Origin of the sequence: Pseudomonas sp. Z4-7 (assembly GCF_051131965.1) — a bacterium.
GTDB lineage: Bacteria > Pseudomonadota > Gammaproteobacteria > Pseudomonadales > Pseudomonadaceae > Aquipseudomonas.
The window spans coordinates 6,070,080-6,088,048 of sequence record NZ_CP071642.1 but is presented as its reverse complement, the minus strand read 5'-3'; the positions used below and the strand labels follow the sequence as shown (position 1 = coordinate 6,088,048).

Here is a 17,969-nt window from a genome sequence, read left to right as displayed (position 1 = left end):
GCTCCTCAGACGGTCAGGGCCATATAGAACTGAGTGCCCTGCCCTGGTCTGGAATAAACGCCCATGCGTCCACCATGAAGCTGGACGATTTCCTTGCACAGCGCCAGACCGAGGCCGGCGCCGCCCTTCTTGCGCCCGACCTGGACGAAGGGCTCGAAGATGCGTCCTTGCTGGCCGTAGGCAATGCCCTCGCCATTATCTTCGACGCTGATGATCACCCGCTCGCCGTGGCGCCGGGCCTGCAGGCGGATCTGGCCGTCGCCGTTGGTGTGGCGCATCGCGTTGTCGATCAGGTTGTCCAGGACCCGGTCCAGTTGCGCGGCATCGGCGTGCAGGCGCGGCAAGGGGCCCTGGATCTCCACGAGGAGCTCGATGCCCTTCTCTTGCGCTTGCCTGGTAAAGCGCATCCTGGCCGTTTCCAGCAGGTCTTCGATGGAGCAAGGCGCCAGGGTGAGCTTTTGCAGGCCATTCTGGTAGCGAGAAAAATTCAGCAGGTCGTTGATGAGCTGCATCAGCCGCTGCATTTCTTCGTTGACGGTGTTGAGCAGGTCCGCCTCGCGTGAATCTTCGGGAAAGTGCATGCGTTCCTGCAGTAACCCGAACGCCATGTGCATGCCTGTCACCGGTGTGCGCAACTCGTGGGATGCACGCAAGACAAACTCGCTGCGTACCCGTTCGAAGGCGCGTTGTTCAGTGACGTCGTGCAGAATCATCACTGCGCCGAGAATCTGGCCCTGGGTATGGATGACGGGCGTGAGGCTGTAAGTCAGCACCCGGGACTCTCCATCCACTTCGATGCTCAAGTCGTCCGGTGCGCGCTCCTGGCTGCCACCGCGCAGTACCAGTTGCAGCTCTTCATCCAGCTCGACGCGTCCAAGGGCCTCGCCCAAGCCCTGGCCCAGGCGCTCCTCGTCCCAGCCCAGTTGACGCTGGGCCACCGGGTTGAGGTGTTCCAGGCGGCCCTGGCGGTCGATCATCAGCAAGCCGTCGTCGATGCTGTCAAGGACGGCTTGCAGGCGCTGCTGGCCGGCGAGCAGTTCGTCGACATTGGTGGCCTGATGCTCCCGTAATGCCTGGGCCATGATGCCGAAGCGACGCGTCAGCAGGTTCAGTTCAGCCGCCGAGGAAACCGGCAATGTCACTTCGAAATTGCCTTGGCCGATATCATCCGCCGCCGCGGCCAGGGCCTCGATCGGCGCACCGAAACGTCGGGCGATGCCGTGGGCGGTAATGAAACCGATGATCAGCACAGCCAATCCCACCAACCCCAGCAGGCCGGAAATCAGCAACGCGCGGGCGCGGGCGCGGTCCTGGGTTTCGCTGATCTTGTTCAGGGCATGGCGGTAGCCTTCGATCAACCCTCCGCGCAGCACGTTGAATTTTTGCGTCAGGTCCTGGATGCCAGTCAGTTGTGTCGGTTGCCGACGAGAGGCCTCGAAGGCCTCGAGGAAATTGAGGTAGTCGGCTTTCGCGCGACTGAAGCTGGTGGTCGATTCAGCCAGTTGCTCCTCATGGGCAATGCCTTCATCCAACAACTCGAAATACTGCCGTTTGGATTGTTCCAGCACTGTCAGGTCGGGCTTTTCCTCCAGCATGATCATTAATTGATCACCCAGTGTCTGGCGCAGCTTGAGGCCCAGGTCCAGCAGGAAGAAGTTGTCACGCACCGATTGTTCCTGGGTATTGGCCATCTGCATGACGCTGACCAGGCCGAGCAGCAGCCCCAGCAACGCCACGGTAATCAGTGCCGAGATACTGAGAAACAGCCGTGTGCGCAGCTTCATCGCCAGTTTCATAAGATGGCGCTCATAAGTTGTATTGCTTGCGTTTGCGATACAACGTGGAGGCGTCGATACCCAGGGTCTTTGCCGCCTGGTCCAGCGTGTCGGCGGTGGCCAGCACTGCGCCGATGTGGGCTTTCTCCAACTCGTCGAGGCTCAGCGCCGCGCCGATCCGCGGGGCGTTGTTGACCGGTTGTTCGGCCATGCCCAAATGGCTGATCTCGACTTTTTCCTGTGGGCAGATGATGCTGGCGCGCTCGACCACGTTGCGCAGTTCGCGGATGTTGCCGGGCCAGCGATAGCCCAGCAGCGCTTCGCGGGCCTCATCGCTGAAACCCCGGGCCGGGCGTGCGTATTCCTTGACGAAGCGCGCCAGGAAGCGATCGGCAAGGGTCAGGATATCTTCGGCCCGCTCGCGCAATGGCGGCAGGTGCAGGGTAATCACGTTCAGGCGATACAGCAGGTCCTCGCGAAAACGCCCGTCGCGCACCATGTCCTCGAGGTTGAGGTTGGTCGCCGCGAGAATCCGCACATCGGCACGGCGAGTGACCGGGTCACCCACTCGCTCGTATTCCTTGTCCTGAATGAAGCGCAACAACTTGGGTTGCAGTGTGAGGGGAAAGTCGCCGATCTCGTCGAGAAACAGCGTGCCGCCATCGGCCTGGTTGACGCGCCCCAGGGTGCTTTCGCTGGCGCCGGTAAATGCGCCACGGCTGTGGCCGAACAGTTCGCTCTCCATCAGCTCGGTGGTCAGCGAGGGGCAGTTGATGGTGACGCAAGATTTCTTCGCGCGTTTGCTCCAGCCATGAATGGCCCGCGCCAACTCGCCTTTACCCGTGCCGGACTCGCCAAGAATAAGGATGTTGGCGTCAGTGCTGGCGACCTGGCGGGCGGTTTCCAGCACCACTTTCATTGCCGGACTGTGGGAGTCGAGCCCATCCTTGGGCTTGCGCACCTCGCCTTCGAGGGCTTCGAGCCGGGCGGACAGCTGGCGCACTTCCAACTGCTTGGCCGTTGCCAGGCGCAGTTGGTCAGGGCTGCACGGCTTGACCAGATAATCAGCGGCGCCGGCCTGAATCGCGTCGACGGCGGTGTCCACCGCGGAATGCGCGGTAACAATGACGACGCGCATCCATGGCGCCTGGATGCGCATCTGCGCCAACACATCGAGGCCATTGTCCTCACCCAGGCGCAGATCCAGAAAACACAGGTCGAACACCTGGCGCTGCAGCAGGGCTTCGGCCTGGGCTGCGCTGTTGGCGGTAGCGACGGTATAGCCTTCGTCTTCCAGGCAATAACGGAAGGTACGCAGGATGGCGGACTCATCGTCTACCAGCAGAATGCGGCCTTGATGCTCAGTGGCGGATTCCATTTTTCCTACGCTCCTTAAAGAATGATGATGATTAGTGTCAGAAAAATCGGGCAAGTTGCATGGTCGATTCTGACTGAATATTACCCATCGAGCGTACGTCTGTGGACCATCGGTTCACAACAAACTGATTTTAAACCGGTTTTTCCCCGCCTCCGGGCTTCATACGTTTCGGCTCGCTCATTCCGACATCTATTTCCGACTTTCAATTCAAAAAGAATCTTACGCCTCTTCTGTGGGTAGTCGTGCAGAACGCACGACACTTGGCTGGGCCATCGTGCAGGATGCGCCCCGGCTAGTTTTTATTCTGTTCATAACCAATTGATTTTAAAGGTTTTAATGTGCACTTTATTTCTGGCACGGCGGCTGCAATGTCCTAGTCAACGTGGCGTTTGAGCGCCTCAACCAGATCACCGCTAGGGTGGGGAGGAATTCCAGGATGAATCGTCAATGTGCCGCCCAATTTCGCATCAGCCCCCTGCATATCCAGCAGGGCCTGTGGGCTGTCGTCGCCCTGTTGATTACTCTCGTGGCCGGTCAGCAATTAATGCTCTGGCACGAAAGCCAACAGCCGGAAGCGCCGCTGGTATCGGTTCAACGAGCTCCCCAGACCCATTTCACTTCCGTCAGCAACCTCGCCGATGCAGCCGCTTCGATGCGCATGATGGAAGTTGACCAGGCGCAGACCGCCAACGACATGCCCCGTGAAGAACGCTGGGTCTTCTGACCCGCCGAACCGGCTGTCCGTTGTGTCGGAACCATTACCGCCAGACCCTAACTAAATAGAAAAGTGTAAGGAGAATCATCATGTTGAGCTGGGCAATTACCTTCCTGATCATTGCCATCATTGCTGCAGTACTGGGCTTCGGTGGTATCGCGGGCACCGCCACGGGCATCGCCAAGATTCTCTTTGTCGTGTTCCTGGTCATGTTCATCGCTTCGTTCTTCTTTGGCCGTCGCGGCCGAGGCTGACCATGAATCGGTCATTAAAAGGACTGGCCGCCGCCCTGCTTCTGGGCGGCAGCGCCATGGCAATGGCTGCCAATGATGGACAGATGCGGGTCAACCAAGTGCTTCAGGCGGATCCGCAGTACCGTGAGACCTGGCAGCAAGTGGTGAAAAAGGAGGAGCGTCTGCCGGAGTGGGTCATGAACCTGACCGGTGTTTCCGAGCAGATGAACGCGGTCGAGGAGGACGGCGATAAATATCTGGTCGGCCCCTTGTGCGAGACCCAGGATACCTGCCGCAGCAAGCGCCTGTTCGTTGCCTTCAGCTTCGACAAGGACGAGGCCTATGCATTGTTGGTAGAGGTCCCCGCCGGACTGCCGGCCGACAAGTCGCCAACTCGCCATGCGGACTACCGCTTTCTCGGCAACCCCGACGAAGGTATGCAGGAAATGTTGATGGAACAGCTCAAGAAAGATCCGAATTGGTACTGACTTGAAAACAAGGAAGACAGCCATGTCTTTCTTTCTGCGAGGCCCGAAGAGGGCCGTCGCATGACCAGGGGGCTGGGACGTTCTGACCATTGAAGGTCGGAGTGACCTACGGGCACAAGGGGTGCCTGCGAAAGGGCCGGGTCAGGTAAAAAGCTGCGACGCAAGTTCGCAAAGCCATCTTGGCTTTAGCGAACTTGCGAAGAGCTTTAGCCGCTGAGCCTTGTGCCAGAGCGGTTGCTTCCTTGCCGCGAGAGTCCTCGCATGTGTTGCGGCGTATTGCCTCGCCAAATTCCTTTCTTCACTGATACCTGACCGTATATCGGAGAGCGCCCATGGCGTTTTCATGATCAACGCAGGCTCAATGCGCTGTCCTTTCATCGCCCTTTCGCGCAAGCCAGGTTGAGCCCGGCTACGCTGAAATGGCCGGGCTACGGCAGTTATACCCGCATAAATGGCGTCTTCGAACCGGCTGGGACGTGCGTTTCACTCGCGTAATCTCATGCCGATTCGGCATAGGGTAGGCGTTTACGGCATTAGACGATCCCCCCTTGCATCGCAATAGTTGCGCCTTTTTTCGCCTGCCAGTGAGCCGCCGTGGCCGCTCGGCGCAACCTTATACGGGGGCAGAGGACACGAATTGCGATCGTCTACGCTGATCGGTTCATGTCACTGCCCGAGTCAAACTGAAGTAAGGGTAATGATATGAAGAAGGCACGACTAAGCCTCGCCTGGCAGATCCTCATCGGTCTGGTGCTCGGGATTGCAATCGGTGCGCTGCTCAACCACTTCAGTGCCGAGAAGGCCTGGTGGATCAGCAATGTGCTGCAACCGGCGGGCGATATCTTTATCCGTCTGATCAAGATGATCGTGATACCGATCGTGATTTCTTCGCTGATCGTCGGTATTGCTGGCGTGGGTGACGCCAAGAAACTGGGGCGCATCGGCTTCAAGACGATTGTGTACTTCGAAATCGTCACTACCATTGCCATCGTCGTTGGCCTGTTGCTGGCCAACTTCTTCCAGCCGGGCAGCGGCATCGACATGAGCACCCTGGGCACGGTGGATATTTCCAAGTACCAGGCCACCGCCGCCGAAGTCCAGCATGAACATGCGTTCATCGAGACCATCCTCAACCTGATTCCGTCGAACATCTTCGCGGCGGTTGCCCGCGGCGAGATGCTGCCGATCATTTTCTTCTCCGTCCTGTTCGGCCTCGGTTTGTCGAGCTTGCAAGCGGATCTGCGGGACCCGCTGGTGAAGATGTTCCAGGGCGTGTCGGAGAGCATGTTCAAGGTCACTCACATGATCATGAATTACGCCCCGATCGGCGTGTTCGCGCTGATCGCGGTGACGGTCGCCAACTTCGGTTTCGCCTCCCTGCTGCCATTGGCGAAACTGGTGATCCTGGTTTACGTCGCCATCGCCTTCTTCGCTTTTGTGATGCTGGGCCTGATTGCGCGCTTGTTCGGCTTTTCGGTGATCAAGCTGATGCGCATCTTCAAGGATGAGCTGGTGCTGGCTTATTCCACCGCCAGTTCCGAAACCGTGCTGCCGCGCGTTATCGAGAAGATGGAAGCGTACGGCGCGCCGAAAGCCATCTGCAGCTTTGTGGTTCCTACCGGATACTCGTTCAACCTCGATGGCTCGACGTTGTACCAGAGCATCGCGGCGATTTTCATCGCGCAGTTGTATGGCATCGACCTGTCGATCAGCCAGCAGTTGCTGCTGGTGCTGACCCTGATGGTCACCTCCAAAGGCATCGCCGGCGTGCCGGGCGTCTCCTTCGTGGTTCTGCTGGCGACACTCGGCAGCGTGGGTATTCCGCTGGAAGGCCTGGCGTTCATTGCCGGCGTCGACCGCATCATGGACATGGCCCGTACCGCGCTGAACGTTATCGGCAACGCCTTGGCCGTGCTGGTCATTTCCCGCTGGGAAGGCATGTACGACGATGCCAAGGGCCAGCGCTACTGGAACTCCCTGCCGCACTGGCGCAGCAAGGAGCCGCTGCCGTCGGGGGAAACTTCCAGCCGCTGATTACTGAAAATCAAATGTGGGAGTTTGGGCCAGTAGCAACGCTGCCTGAACAGCCACGGTCATTGTGGGAGCGAGCTTGCTCGCGATAGCGTCAGTTCAGTCAAAATTAAAGTTGCTTGACACACCGCCATCGCGAGCAAGCTCGCTCCCACAGGACCTCCTGTGCAGTGCCAACCAGACCCCGGAGAAATCCGGGGTTTGTCGTTTCTGCCGGCCCCGCTATCATTCGCCGCATCTTCCGGGGGACTTACCGATGCTCAATGGCCTGTGGCTTGGCTTCTTTATCGTGGCAGCCGTGTCGGCGCTGGTGCAGTGGCTGGTCGGCGGCAACGCCGGTATTTTCGCAGCCATGGTGGAAAGCATTTTCGCCATGGCCAAGCTGTCGGTGGAGGTGATGGTCCTGCTGTTCGGCACTTTGACGCTGTGGCTGGGCTTCCTGCGCATCGCGGAAAAAGCCGGCATAGTCGATTGGCTGGCCAAGGCCCTCGGCCCGCTGTTCCTGCGCTTGATGCCGGAAGTCCCGGCTGGCCATCCGGCCATCGGCCTGATCACCCTCAACTTCGCGGCCAACGGCCTGGGGCTGGACAACGCGGCCACCCCGATCGGCTTGAAGGCCATGCGCGCCCTGCAAGACCTCAACCCGAGCCCGACCATCGCCAGCAACGCGCAGATCCTGTTCCTGGTGCTCAACGCATCGTCACTGACACTGCTGCCGGTAACGATTTTCATGTACCGCGCCCAGCAAGGCGCGCCGGACCCGACCCTGGTGTTCCTGCCGATCCTGCTCGCCACCAGCGCCTCGACCCTGGTGGGGCTGTTGTCCGTGGCGTTCATGCAACGGCTGCGCTTGTGGGATCCGGTGGTACTGGCCTATCTGATCCCGGGCGCGCTGGTGTTGGGTGGTTTCATGGCGTTGCTGGCGACACTCTCGGCCACGGCGCTGGCGGGGCTCTCATCGATTCTCGGCAACTTGACGCTGTTTAGCCTGATCATCCTGTTTCTGGTGGTGGGTGCGCTGCGCAAGGTCAAAGTGTATGAGGCCTTTGTCGAAGGCGCCAAAGAGGGATTCGACGTCGCCAAGACGCTGCTGCCGTATCTGGTGGCGATGCTCTGCGCTGTCGGTGTGCTGCGGGCTTCGGGGGCGCTGGATTTCGGCCTGGACGGTATCCGCCATCTGGTGCAGTGGGCCGGCCTGGACACGCGTTTCGTCGACGCCTTGCCCACCGCCATGGTCAAGCCGTTCTCCGGCAGCGCCGCCCGGGCGATGCTGATTGAAACCATGAAGACCTCCGGGGTGGACAGCTTCCCGGCCCTGGTGGCGGCGACCATCCAGGGCAGCACCGAAACCACGTTCTACGTGCTGGCGGTGTATTTCGGCGCCGTGGGCATCCAGCGAGCCCGCCACGCGGTGGGTTGCGCCCTGCTGGCCGAGCTGGCCGGGGTGATAGCGGCCATCGGCGTCTGCTACTGGTTCTTTGGCTGATCTGTAGGAGCGAGCCTGCTCGCGATAAGGTCCGCAGGACCTTCAGTCCTTCACCTCGAACCTCAACACACCAATCATCTGGCCATTTTCGGTGAGTATCCGCACTTGCCATTTTCCCGTCGGGTTGTCCGGGAAGTTCTGCTTGTGGGTCCAGGCGCGATAGCCTTCCTTGCGTCCGCCATGGATGTCCAGAGCGATGCGGTCCACCTCTTTGCCGTTGAACTGCCAGACGTGGTAGATCCGCTCATCGAGCCCGCGCGGTGCGTTGATGGCGGTGTAGGCGTACAGGCCGTTACCACGGATCTGGGCCGCGCTGACTTCCTTGAGGCTGGCGCCAGGCGTGCGGTCTTCCAGCTGGGTACTGATTGCCACTTCGGTCATCCAGAGCGTGGCCGGTGGAACCCAGGAGCGCAGCACCCAGCCGGCGGCGCCGATGCCCAGGGTGATGCACAGAATCGCCAGCGCGTTGCGCACGGTGCGGATCGGGAAGATCGAGGCCAGGCTCGGGAACGACAGCAGCATGGCGATGCCCAGTGCCAGCTTGAAACTCTGGTCAGTGGTCAGGTGCAGGATCACCGGCAGCGCAGTGAGCAGCGCTGCGAACAGCGTCAGCGTGTGCAACGCCAGGAACGCCCACCGCCGGGGCGCCAGCCATTTGTAGTACAGCGGGTCGATGATCGAGACCAGCGCCGACGCCGCCAGCAGGCCGGTAAAGAGCAGCTGGCTGCTGTTCCAGGTTGTCGTGATGAAGAAAAACGGCAAGACGAAGAACAGGCTTTCCTGGTGAATCATCTGCGTGGCGTAACGCAGCAGCGGCTGGGGTATCTCCCGTTTGAAGATCCGCGTGAACAGCCGCGTCAGGCTGTTCTCCAGCATCAGCCAGAGCCAGCTCACCAGCATCATGATGGCGATCCAGGTCGCCAGGCCTTGCTGGCGATCCACCAGCATGAAACTGCCGACCCCGGAAATGAAACCGCCGAGGGCGATGACCCCCGGATAGCGCTTCATCAGTTCGAGGATGCGCTGGATTAAATGAGTCAGGTTCGGCATCGGCAGTTTCACAGTAAGTCTTGGGAAATATCTCTGACAGAGTATCGCCAGGACGGTGACATGGCGAGGATCGCGACGCCTGCCGCGGTGATCTTTCGTGGCGAGGGAGCTTGCTCCCGCTGGCCTGCGTAGCGGCCCGGCATTTTCCCCCGGTAAACCGCATCGCCCGGTTTGCGGCTGCTGCGCCCGAGACGTCGGACCGGCCGAGCGGGAGCAAGCTCCCTCGCCACGGGATTTGTGTTGTCTCATCGCGGGCAAGCTTGCTCACACGAGGCGTATCAGTCTGGCTGCGGTCGCGCCCTGCGACGCCATCGCCAGCCAATACCCACCAGCAGCAACACCACCAACCCAGCGAACACCCAAACGAGTTCGTCATCACCAAGCAACGGCTTCTCGATCCGCAGGTAACCCGGGTCCTTGAGAAGTTCGCGCAGGGCCTGGTTGGCCTGCTCCAGGCTGACGGCCTGCAAGCGGGCGGCCGGGTTGGCGAAGCGGCCATCCTCATAATCGCCCAGGGCGCCCCAGTAATAATCGGCCAGCGCGCTGTTGCCTTGCACGGCCCAGGACTGATGGGCGATAGCGGCGCGTTTGATCCGCACGAAGCTCTCGGGGTCCAGGCCGTCCTTGAGCAGCGTACCGCGCAACTGCTCCAGCACCTGCTCGGCTTTCGGCAGGTCTTCACGCGCCAGGTCGGCGTTCAGGCTGAGAAAACCGACACCGCCAAAGACTTCCCGCTCCACCCAGGGGCCGTAGGACAGACCGTTGGCCAGGCGCAACTGGCGATAAAGCGCCCAGTCCAGATAGTCCTTGAGCAGGTCGAAGGTTTCGTCGTGCTGCTGTTCCAGCACCGGCTCCGGGAACAGCCAATGAAGCTTGGCACCGTCGCCGGCCAGGCCGCGAATGAGGTTGCGTTTGGTGACCGCGCTGTAGCGGATCTGCGGCAGCGGCTCGTGGACGCTGGGCTCGACCGGTTCGAGCTCGCCGAAACTGCGTTCCAGGTAGGCCGGCAATAACCGGTCGAGATCGCCGACGACGATCAGCGTCATGTTGTTGGAGGCATACCAGGCCTTGCGCACCTGCTCGACCCGGGCCAGGGTAAGGTGACCGACCTCGGCCCGTTCCGCGCACCGCAAGCCCAGTTCCACGGCCAATTGGTTGCTGGCTTTATGGCCCAGGTCCTGTCGGTCGAGCCAGCGTTGCAGATGGGTGTAGTGGCCGCCGTCCTCGCGCTCGACCACCCGTTTGGCCGCCTCCAGGGCTTTTTCGTCGATGCGGGTGCGGGTCAGCAATGCCAGCAACAGGTCCAGGACCTTGCGCTGATTGCGCGCCGGCGCCTCGATGACAAACGTCGTATCGGCATTGCTGGTAAAGGCATTCCACTCGCCGCCCAACGCCTGCATGCGTTCTTCCAGGCCACCTTCGCCGCTGTCGTCGACCCCACTGAACAGAAGATGTTCGAGCAGATGCGGCAGCTCCTTGTCGGCGCAGCTGAAATCGTCCAGCCCTACGCCGACCACCAGCCGAATCGCCACGTGCCCGCGTTCGGTGCCGGGTTTGAGCAACAATTGCAGGCCGTTGGGCAACGTATAGCCTTCGACCTGAAAGCGATCCTGGGCAATGGCGGGGAGTGAGCCGAACAAAAGCAAGGCGAGCAGCAGACAACGCATAACGGGCTTCCTGGCGGCTGAGTGAAGATCCATGGTGCCGGGTCAGCCTTCATCGCGAGCAGGCTCGCTCACACTTCGCGGAGTTGTCTGGCTGGCGATGGGCTTGGGCCCCGGTCCCTTTTAATGACTGACCAGGACGCCAGTCGTTCAAGGCGAATGGGTGATGTCGGAAATTTCATCGACGGCCAGGGCGCCGATCTCCGAGGTTTCCAGCACCACATAGGCGCTGCCGCAGAACAGCGAATTCAGGCGCCGCATGTCAGCGATCAGCTCAAGGTGCAGGGAGCTGGTCTCCAGGCTCTGCACGACCTTGCGTTGCAGACGGCTGACATGGGCATGGGCCATCCGCCGTTCCTGCGCGCGAAAGCGACGTTTCTCACGCAGCAACTGCCGTGCGCTTTCCCGATCGGCACTCAGGAACACCGTCAACCCCAGCCGCAGGTTGGCCAGCAGATGACTGTGCAGCCCCGCCAGTTCTTCCAGGCCCACATCGGAAAACGACCGGCGTTGCGAGGTCTTCTGCTGCTGGACCTTGCGCAGCATGCGTTCGATGAGGTCGCTGGCCAGCTTGAGATTGATCGCCAGCTCGATGATTTCCGCCCAGCGGCGGCTGTCCTGTTCGCTGAGGTCTTCGCGGGGCATTTGCGCCATATACAGCTTGATGGCGCTGCACAGTGCTTCGACATCGTCGCTCATGGCGCGCACTTGCTGAGTGATCGCTGTCTGCTCGCCGCGCAGTACGCCGAGCATGGCTTCGAGCATGTTTTCGATCAGGTCGCCGATGCGCAAGGTTTCCCGGGCCGCGTTCGCCAGGGCCAGGCTCGGGGTCGCGAGGGCGGTGGGGTCGAGGTGCCGGGGCTTGGCCGTGCCGTTGGTGTCCGGGCGCTCCGGCAGCAGCCAGGCGCAGAGCCGGCCCATCGGCCCGACGCTGGGCAGCAATACCAGGCAACGCACGGTGTTATAGAGCAGGTGAAAACCGATGACGGTTTCCTGGTGGCTGAAATCCAGGCTGTCCAGCCAGCCCACCAGCGGATCGAGTACCGGAATGATCAGCAACAGGCCAATCAGCTTGTACAGCAGGCTGCCGAGTGCCACCTGGCGTCCGGCGGCGTTCTGCATGCTGGTGCTGAGAAACGCCAGGATGCCGCTGCCGATGTTGGCGCCGATCACCAGGCCGATAGCCACTGGCAAGCTGATCACCGCCGCGCCGGCCAGTGTCGCGGTCAGCAGCACGGCGGCGAGGCTTGAATAGGAAATCATGGCGAACAGCGCGCCGACCAGCGCATCGAGCAGGATATCGCCGGTCAGTGAGGCGAAAATCACCTTCACGCCCTGGGCCTGGGTGATGGGCGCAGCGGCTTCGACGATCAGTTGCAGGGCCAGGATGATCAGGCCCAGGCCGATGGCGACCCGGCCCATCTGCCCGACGCGCGTCTGTTTGCGCGACAGGAAAAAAATCACCCCGAGAAATATCAGCAACGGGGACAGCCACGACAGGTCGAGGGTCAGCACCCGTGCCATCAGCGCGGTGCCGACGTCGGCACCAAGCATGGTCGCCAGGGCGGGCGTCAGCGACATCAGGCCCTGGCCGACAAAAGAGGTGACGAGCATGGCCGTGGCGTTGCTGCTCTGGACCATGGCGGTGACCATGATCCCGGCGATGAAAGCCAACCAGCGCCGGGACATGTTCTGGCTGATGACGTGACGCAGGTTCGAGCCATAGACCCGCAGAATGCCGGTACGGACGATGTGCGTGCCCCAGATCAGCAAGGCCACAGCGGAGAGCAGATTCAGCAGGGTCAGCATGAGGAGCCCCCTGTTAGCGTTCCAAAGGAACAAATTGACGATGCCACATCGTTCTACTGGTACTTAAGCTGTAGTTGGCGAATGGTTCGGACGCCAGCATTGCATAGCTGAAGAGGGCTTTGAAACAAAACTGTCATAAAAACTGCTTCATCTGGAACACCCCGAACCCCTGTGGGAGCGAGCCTGCTCGCGAAGGCAGCAGCCCATCCCATATCGCTGCTGCAGGCAGACCGCTTTCGCGAGCAGGCTCGCTCCCACAGTTGAGTTTCTGCAGACATGAAAAAAGGGGCCCCAAGAGCCCCTTCGTTCATTGCCCTGCATCTTTACTGACCCGGAACATCCTTGCGCAGTTTCACCGGATCCTGCTGCTTGCGCTTGCGTGCCATCGCGGTACGCATCTTGATATTGATCGCTTCCACCGCCAGCGAGAACGCCATGGCGAAGTAGACATAGCCTTTAGGCACATGCACATCGAACGATTCGGCGATCAGTACGGTACCGACCACCAGCAGGAACGACAGCGCCAGCATCTTCAGCGACGGGTGCTTGTCGATGAACGTGCTGATGGTGCCCGAAGCCAGCATCATCACCAGTACGGCGACGATGATCGCGGCAACCATGACCGGTACATGGGAGACCATGCCGACCGCGGTGATGACCGAGTCCAGGGAGAACACGATGTCGATGATCGCGATCTGGATGATGGTGTAGATGAAGTTGCCGCCCTTGACCGAAGGCTCGTCGCTGTTTTCCTCTTCGCCTTCCAGTGCGTGGTACATCTCCTGAGAGCTTTTCCACAACAGGAACAGGCCACCGAAGAACAGGATCAGGTCGCGGCCGGAGATGCCCTGGCCGAACACTTCGAACAGATCGGCGGTCAGGCGCATCACCCAGGTGATGGACAGCAACAACAGGATCCGCGTGATCATCGCCAGCGCCAGGCCGAAGATCCGGGTGCGTGCCTGCATGTGCTTGGGCATGCGGCTGACCAGGATCGAGATCATGATGATGTTATCGATACCCAGGACGATTTCGAGGGCGGTCAGGGTAAAGAAGGCAACCCATATTTCCGGGTTGGTCAGCCATTCCATGTGAGTTCCTTTGAGCGAGTGTTAGGCCGCGCCGCGCCTTCGGTTAACCGACAGGGGCGACGCGGCGGGCGTTGCTTTTATAGAGTGCTGAACAGCGGAAAAATCCCCATCAGCAAGGCGGCGAACATTATGCACAGGCAAACCAGTACTGCCCACTTCAAGGTGAAGCGTTGGTGATCGCCGAATTCGATCCCGGCCAGGGCCACCAGCAGGTAAGTCGACGGAACCAGCGGGCTCAGCAGGTGAACGGGCTGGCCGACGATCGAGGCACGGGCCATTTCGACGCCAGTGATGCCGTAATGGCTGGCTGCTTCGGCCAAAACTGGTAACACCCCGTAATAAAATGCATCGTTCGACATGAAGAAAGTGAACGGCATGCTCACCAGTGCAGTGATGACCGCGAGGTAAGGACCGAGGAAGTCCGGGATCACTGCCAGCAGGCTCTTGGACATGGCATCGACCATGCCGGTGCCCGACAGGATGCCAGTGAAGATACCCGCCGCGAAGATCAGCCCGACCACCGCCAACACGCTGCCGGCGTGAGCCGCGACGCGGTCTTTCTGTTGTTGCAGGCATGGATAGTTGACGATCATCGCGATACTGAACGCCACCATGAACAGCACCGGCAGCGGCAACAGGCCGGCAATCAGCGTGCACATCAGGGCCAGGGTCAGTGCGCCGTTGAACCAGATCAGTTTCGGACGGCGGGCGTCCGGAAATTGCGAGACGCTGATTTCGCTGTGGTCCATGTCGTCACCGGCCAGGTGCAGCTCACCCAGGCGCGCACGCTCGCGTTTGCCGTACATGTAGGCAATCGCCAGGATCGCCACGACGCCGGCCAGCATCGCCGGGATCATCGGGACGAAGATGTCGGACGGATCCACATGCAGCGCACTGGCCGCCCGAGCGGTTGGCCCGCCCCAAGGGGTCATGTTCATCACGCCGCCAGCAAGGATAATCAGGCCCGCCATGATCTGCGGGCTCATGCCGATACGGCTGTAGAGCGGCAGCATGGCGGCTACGCAGATCATATAAGTGGTCGCGCCGTCACCATCGAGGGAAACGACGAGCGCCAGAACGGCGGTGCCGACCGAAACTTTCAGGGGGTCGCCCTTGACCATCTTGAGGATCTTGCGCACGGCCGGGTCGAACAGGCCGGAGTCGATCATCAGGGCGAAATAAAGAATCGCAAACATCAGCATCACCCCGGTCGGGGCAAGCTTGGTGATGCCTTCGAGCATCATCGGGCCGATCTTCGGCGCAAAGCCACCGAACAGCGCGAACAGGATCGGAATAATGATCAGCGCGATCAGCGCGGACAGGCGCTTGGTCATGATCAGGAACATGAACGTGATGACCATGGCGAAGCCAAGGAAAGTCAGCATGGGAAATACTCCAGGCGTGGCGCGGCTATGAAATGCGAACTGGACAGGTCAGCGCAGGATGCAAGGCACGGGACGGACGGATGGAGGGGATGCAACGGGACGGGTAGCAGCGGACATCAGAATCACCATTGTTGTTGTTAAAAAGGCCGCACGAGCATTCGAAAGCTCGTTTCTGGCCACCGGTCTTTTGCCGGTAGGTGAGGCGATCCTAATCGCGCAAGCTTTCAGCAGCCTTTCGCTGTAGCAATGGCTGATGACCAGCCTGCTTTCGCTGCAGTAATTGCTGATGACCAATCTGCTTTCGTGGCGAGGGAGCTTGCTCCCGCTCGGTCGCGCAGCGGCCGAAAGATCCTGGGGGCCGCTGCGCCCGAAGCGTCGGACCGGCCCAGCGGGAGCAAGCTCCCTCGCCACAAAAGGCAATCAGGTCCTTGATTCAAACGCCGAAAGATTCAACGGCCGTACCGCGCCCATCCAGATCGCATGATCGGTGTGATCGGCCAGATCATCACCAGTGTCCGGGTGCAGGAATATCACCAGCCCGTTGCGATTGAGCGCCAGCCACGGCAGGACCACGCCGATGTACTGCGGATCGAATGCCAGCTGGCAGCTCCAGTCCGGGTGCGGGCCGACCGGCCGTTGGTGAACCCGGCCCATCTTCAGCGGGAACAGCTGCGCCGCTTGCTCACACAAGGCCCGCGCCTGATCGATGGTGCCGGCGTCGAAATAAACATGGGCGTGATAGCCCTTGATCCGTTGCATCTGTCACTCCTCGAAAGACCAGCCGAACCCTCGCGGTTAACCACGGGTCAGAGCCTTTACACGCGGGAAAAAAGGAATACCAGCCATGAGAAACGCCGAAACCCCGGTCATCAAAGTGGTGCTCTATGGTGCCATGAGCAGCCTCGGAAGTGCGTTGATGGCTGAGCTGTTGCGACGCCAGCACGAAGTCATCGCCATCCTCGATGATCTTACGGCCTTGGCGCCACGCCCGGGCCTGCGGACCAAGACCGGCGACCTCTTCGACCCCGAACGGGTCAAGCAGAGCGTTGCCGGCGCCACTGCCGTGGTGTGCCTGTTGAACGCGCCGGGGCTGCCAATGAACAGCGAGCAAGTGGAGCGCACACTCATTCCCGGCCCGGTGGAGCAGGTCCTGGCCGTGGATGCGCTGATTGCAGGCATGCAGGCGGTCAATATTCCCCGGCTGTTCCTGGTGGGCGATTTCGCTGCCCTCGATGAGCAGGAAGCCGAAGATGACTTGCAACGCCATGCCGCCGAGGAAATCCTCGACGCCCTGAAAAACAGCGCCTTGCAATGGACCCTGGTCAACGCGCCCTACGCCGCGCCGGGCTTGAGCATCGAGCATTTCAGCCAGGTCAGCACCAGCCTGGAGTCCGGAATGGCCGAGTCCCTGGAGCGCCTCAATCGGGTGGCGGTGGGCATTGTCGATGAACTGCGCTCGAACCTGCATGTGGGCGAGCATGTGAGTTTCGTGGCGGCTGACTGATCGCCCGTCGCGGTCGGCGACTGTGGCTTGAGGCTGGCCTCGACACATTCTGTTCGTATTTGCGGAAACGTCCTGCGCCGCGCCCTACATCGTGCCCAACCCCTTCGGAATAGCCTGTTCGAACGGCTAGAAGGGAGCGGCACGTATGGCAAACCATGGCTACATGACCATTACCGGCGAGGTTCAAGGACTGATTTCAGCGGGATGTTCAACCCAGGACTCCATCGGCAATAGATGCCAGGCAGCTCATGCCGACGAAATCATGGTGCTTTCCTACAGCCATAACATGGCGAACATTGGAAACATCAATAAAGCCACGCATCGTCCGATCATCATCAGCAAGAACGTCGATAAATCCTCACCCCTTATTGCCCAGGCGCTCTCCAGCCGAGAGGCGATACGTTGCTTCATCAGCTTTTACCGAACCTCCTCGTTTGGTTTATTGGAGAAGTTCTACACCATCGAAGTCAGGGGAGGGGTCATCGCTGACCTCACCCTGGATATGCCCCATGTGATCCTTCATAGCGACGCCGAGCCACAAGAGCATGTCGCCATTCGCTACCGCGACATCATCTGGACCCATCACCTGGCGGGAACCAGCGGCTACAGCTCATGGCAGTCCGAGGAATGAAACAGTCGGAAGAAAGTTGCCAGCCCAGTAGTTGCGACTATTGGACAGTCAGCCAGGCCGCCGCGAACCTGAGCAACCAGGCGTGCACATTGGCGGCCCGGCACATCAGCGATGGGACGCTGCGTATCCAGTTCAATCGCGAGGTGGCTTATTACGCCAGAGGCATCGTCAACGATGTCGCGCAGGGCCGCAAAAGTCCTGAGCAAGGGTTGCAGGCCATCAAGGACGAACAGGGCAGCCTGCTGGAGCAGTTCTGGGAAATTGCCAAGAAAGGCGCCGGCGCTATCGCGGGCGCCATGCAAATCGCGACGGGTGGCGGTATCTGCTACGTCTCGGCCGGAACGCTCTGCCTGGTGGCGGGGGTTCCGATAATGGCCCATGGGGCGAATAACGTTTATGAGAATGGGCGCAATCTTTGGGAGGGGCGATCCGACACTGAGGGGCCGGTACGGCAGGGGTACCACGCTGTTTCCAAGACGTTTGGAGGAGGGGATAGAGGGGGAAATATCGCGTACGGGATGGTGGATTTGATGATGTCGGTGTATGGCCTTGGAAGAATGGTGGTAAAGAAAGATACGTGGCGTTTGTTTAGATATGTAGATGCCGATCGCATTCGAGCATACAAAACAATGGGCAAGGACGCGCTTATTTTGGAGGGCGCGAGTAATACCATGACAATACGCTCCATTTATCTTGAGTCTGAGGCGACGGATGAATAGTCTAGTTGTT

At 60.4% G+C, this 17,969-nt stretch carries 16 protein-coding genes; 8 read left to right on the top strand and 8 right to left on the bottom strand.

All coding sequences use genetic code 11. The features are described 5' to 3' along the window. Positions 1–5: 5 nt before the first annotated feature. Both J3P91_RS27525 and algB read right to left on the bottom strand, forming a co-directional pair. The gene (locus tag J3P91_RS27525; RefSeq protein WP_434570759.1) at positions 6–1,796 is read right to left on the bottom strand and encodes an ATP-binding protein; all 1,791 of its coding nucleotides are present in this window, start codon (positions 1,794–1,796) and stop codon (positions 6–8) included. Positions 1,797–1,806: 10 nt separating this feature from the next. Then, on the bottom strand, positions 1,807–3,153 hold the full coding sequence (algB, locus tag J3P91_RS27520) for a sigma-54-dependent response regulator transcription factor AlgB (protein ID WP_434570760.1): 1,347 nt from the start codon (positions 3,151–3,153) through the stop codon (positions 1,807–1,809). A gap of 436 nt (positions 3,154–3,589) precedes the next feature. On the opposite strand from algB, the gene J3P91_RS27515 reads away from it, so the two are divergent. From J3P91_RS27515 to J3P91_RS27495, 5 genes are all read left to right on the top strand, one after another. Beyond that, positions 3,590–3,877 carry a hypothetical protein gene (locus J3P91_RS27515; RefSeq protein ID WP_434570762.1) on the top strand — a complete coding sequence of 96 codons (288 nt, stop codon included), beginning with the start codon at positions 3,590–3,592 and terminating at the stop codon, positions 3,875–3,877. An 80-nt stretch (positions 3,878–3,957) separates the two neighbouring features. After that, a complete protein-coding gene (locus tag J3P91_RS27510) occupies positions 3,958–4,122 on the top strand; it encodes a DUF1328 domain-containing protein (RefSeq protein ID WP_003177151.1) in 165 nt (54 codons plus the stop codon). 2 nt (positions 4,123–4,124) lie between these two features. Then, positions 4,125–4,589 carry an inhibitor of vertebrate lysozyme family protein gene (locus J3P91_RS27505; protein WP_434602322.1) on the top strand — a complete coding sequence of 155 codons (465 nt, stop codon included), beginning with the start codon at positions 4,125–4,127 and terminating at the stop codon, positions 4,587–4,589. A gap of 702 nt (positions 4,590–5,291) precedes the next feature. Continuing rightward, positions 5,292–6,623: a glutamate/aspartate:proton symporter GltP gene (gltP, locus tag J3P91_RS27500; RefSeq protein ID WP_434602321.1), complete on the top strand. Its 1,332-nt coding sequence runs from the start codon at positions 5,292–5,294 to the stop codon at positions 6,621–6,623. 253 nt (positions 6,624–6,876) lie between these two features. Continuing rightward, entirely contained in the window at positions 6,877–8,106 is a 1,230-nt protein-coding gene (locus tag J3P91_RS27495; protein WP_305497786.1) for a nucleoside recognition domain-containing protein, read from the top strand. Between the two features lie 42 nt (positions 8,107–8,148). Here J3P91_RS27495 and J3P91_RS27490 read toward each other — a convergent pair whose 3' ends face one another. From J3P91_RS27490 to J3P91_RS27465, 6 genes are all read right to left on the bottom strand, one after another. Next, entirely contained in the window at positions 8,149–9,156 is a 1,008-nt protein-coding gene (locus J3P91_RS27490) for a DUF5924 family protein (protein ID WP_305497787.1), read from the bottom strand. Positions 9,157–9,434: 278 nt separating this feature from the next. Further along, positions 9,435–10,823: a M16 family metallopeptidase gene (locus tag J3P91_RS27485; protein WP_434602320.1), complete on the bottom strand. Its 1,389-nt coding sequence runs from the start codon at positions 10,821–10,823 to the stop codon at positions 9,435–9,437. A gap of 147 nt (positions 10,824–10,970) precedes the next feature. After that, positions 10,971–12,629 (bottom strand): Na/Pi cotransporter family protein, encoded by a 1,659-nt coding sequence (locus J3P91_RS27480; protein ID WP_434570770.1) that lies wholly within the window; start codon positions 12,627–12,629, stop codon positions 10,971–10,973. Positions 12,630–12,952: 323 nt separating this feature from the next. Beyond that, positions 12,953–13,720, bottom strand: a complete 768-nt coding sequence (locus J3P91_RS27475; RefSeq protein WP_305497790.1) for a TerC family protein — start codon at positions 13,718–13,720, stop codon at positions 12,953–12,955. A gap of 77 nt (positions 13,721–13,797) precedes the next feature. Beyond that, on the bottom strand, positions 13,798–15,105 hold the full coding sequence (locus J3P91_RS27470; protein WP_305497791.1) for a CitMHS family transporter: 1,308 nt from the start codon (positions 15,103–15,105) through the stop codon (positions 13,798–13,800). Between the two features lie 420 nt (positions 15,106–15,525). Then, positions 15,526–15,864 carry a DOPA 4,5-dioxygenase family protein gene (locus J3P91_RS27465; protein ID WP_434602319.1) on the bottom strand — a complete coding sequence of 113 codons (339 nt, stop codon included), beginning with the start codon at positions 15,862–15,864 and terminating at the stop codon, positions 15,526–15,528. Positions 15,865–15,949: 85 nt separating this feature from the next. Here J3P91_RS27465 and J3P91_RS27460 point away from each other — a divergent pair, with 85 nt between their 5' ends. The 3 genes from J3P91_RS27460 to J3P91_RS27450 all read left to right on the top strand — a co-directional run bounded on the left by J3P91_RS27460 (position 15,950) and on the right by J3P91_RS27450 (position 17,959). Further along, positions 15,950–16,609, top strand: coding sequence for an NAD(P)-dependent oxidoreductase (locus J3P91_RS27460; RefSeq protein WP_434602318.1), 660 nt, complete (start codon positions 15,950–15,952; stop codon positions 16,607–16,609). A gap of 145 nt (positions 16,610–16,754) precedes the next feature. Next, positions 16,755–17,240: an Hcp family type VI secretion system effector gene (locus J3P91_RS27455; protein WP_434602317.1), complete on the top strand. Its 486-nt coding sequence runs from the start codon at positions 16,755–16,757 to the stop codon at positions 17,238–17,240. Beyond that, entirely contained in the window at positions 17,237–17,959 is a 723-nt protein-coding gene (locus J3P91_RS27450; RefSeq protein ID WP_434602316.1) for a DUF4225 domain-containing protein, read from the top strand. Before J3P91_RS27455 ends, J3P91_RS27450 begins: the two co-directional genes overlap by 4 nt. Positions 17,960–17,969 lie beyond the last annotated feature (10 nt).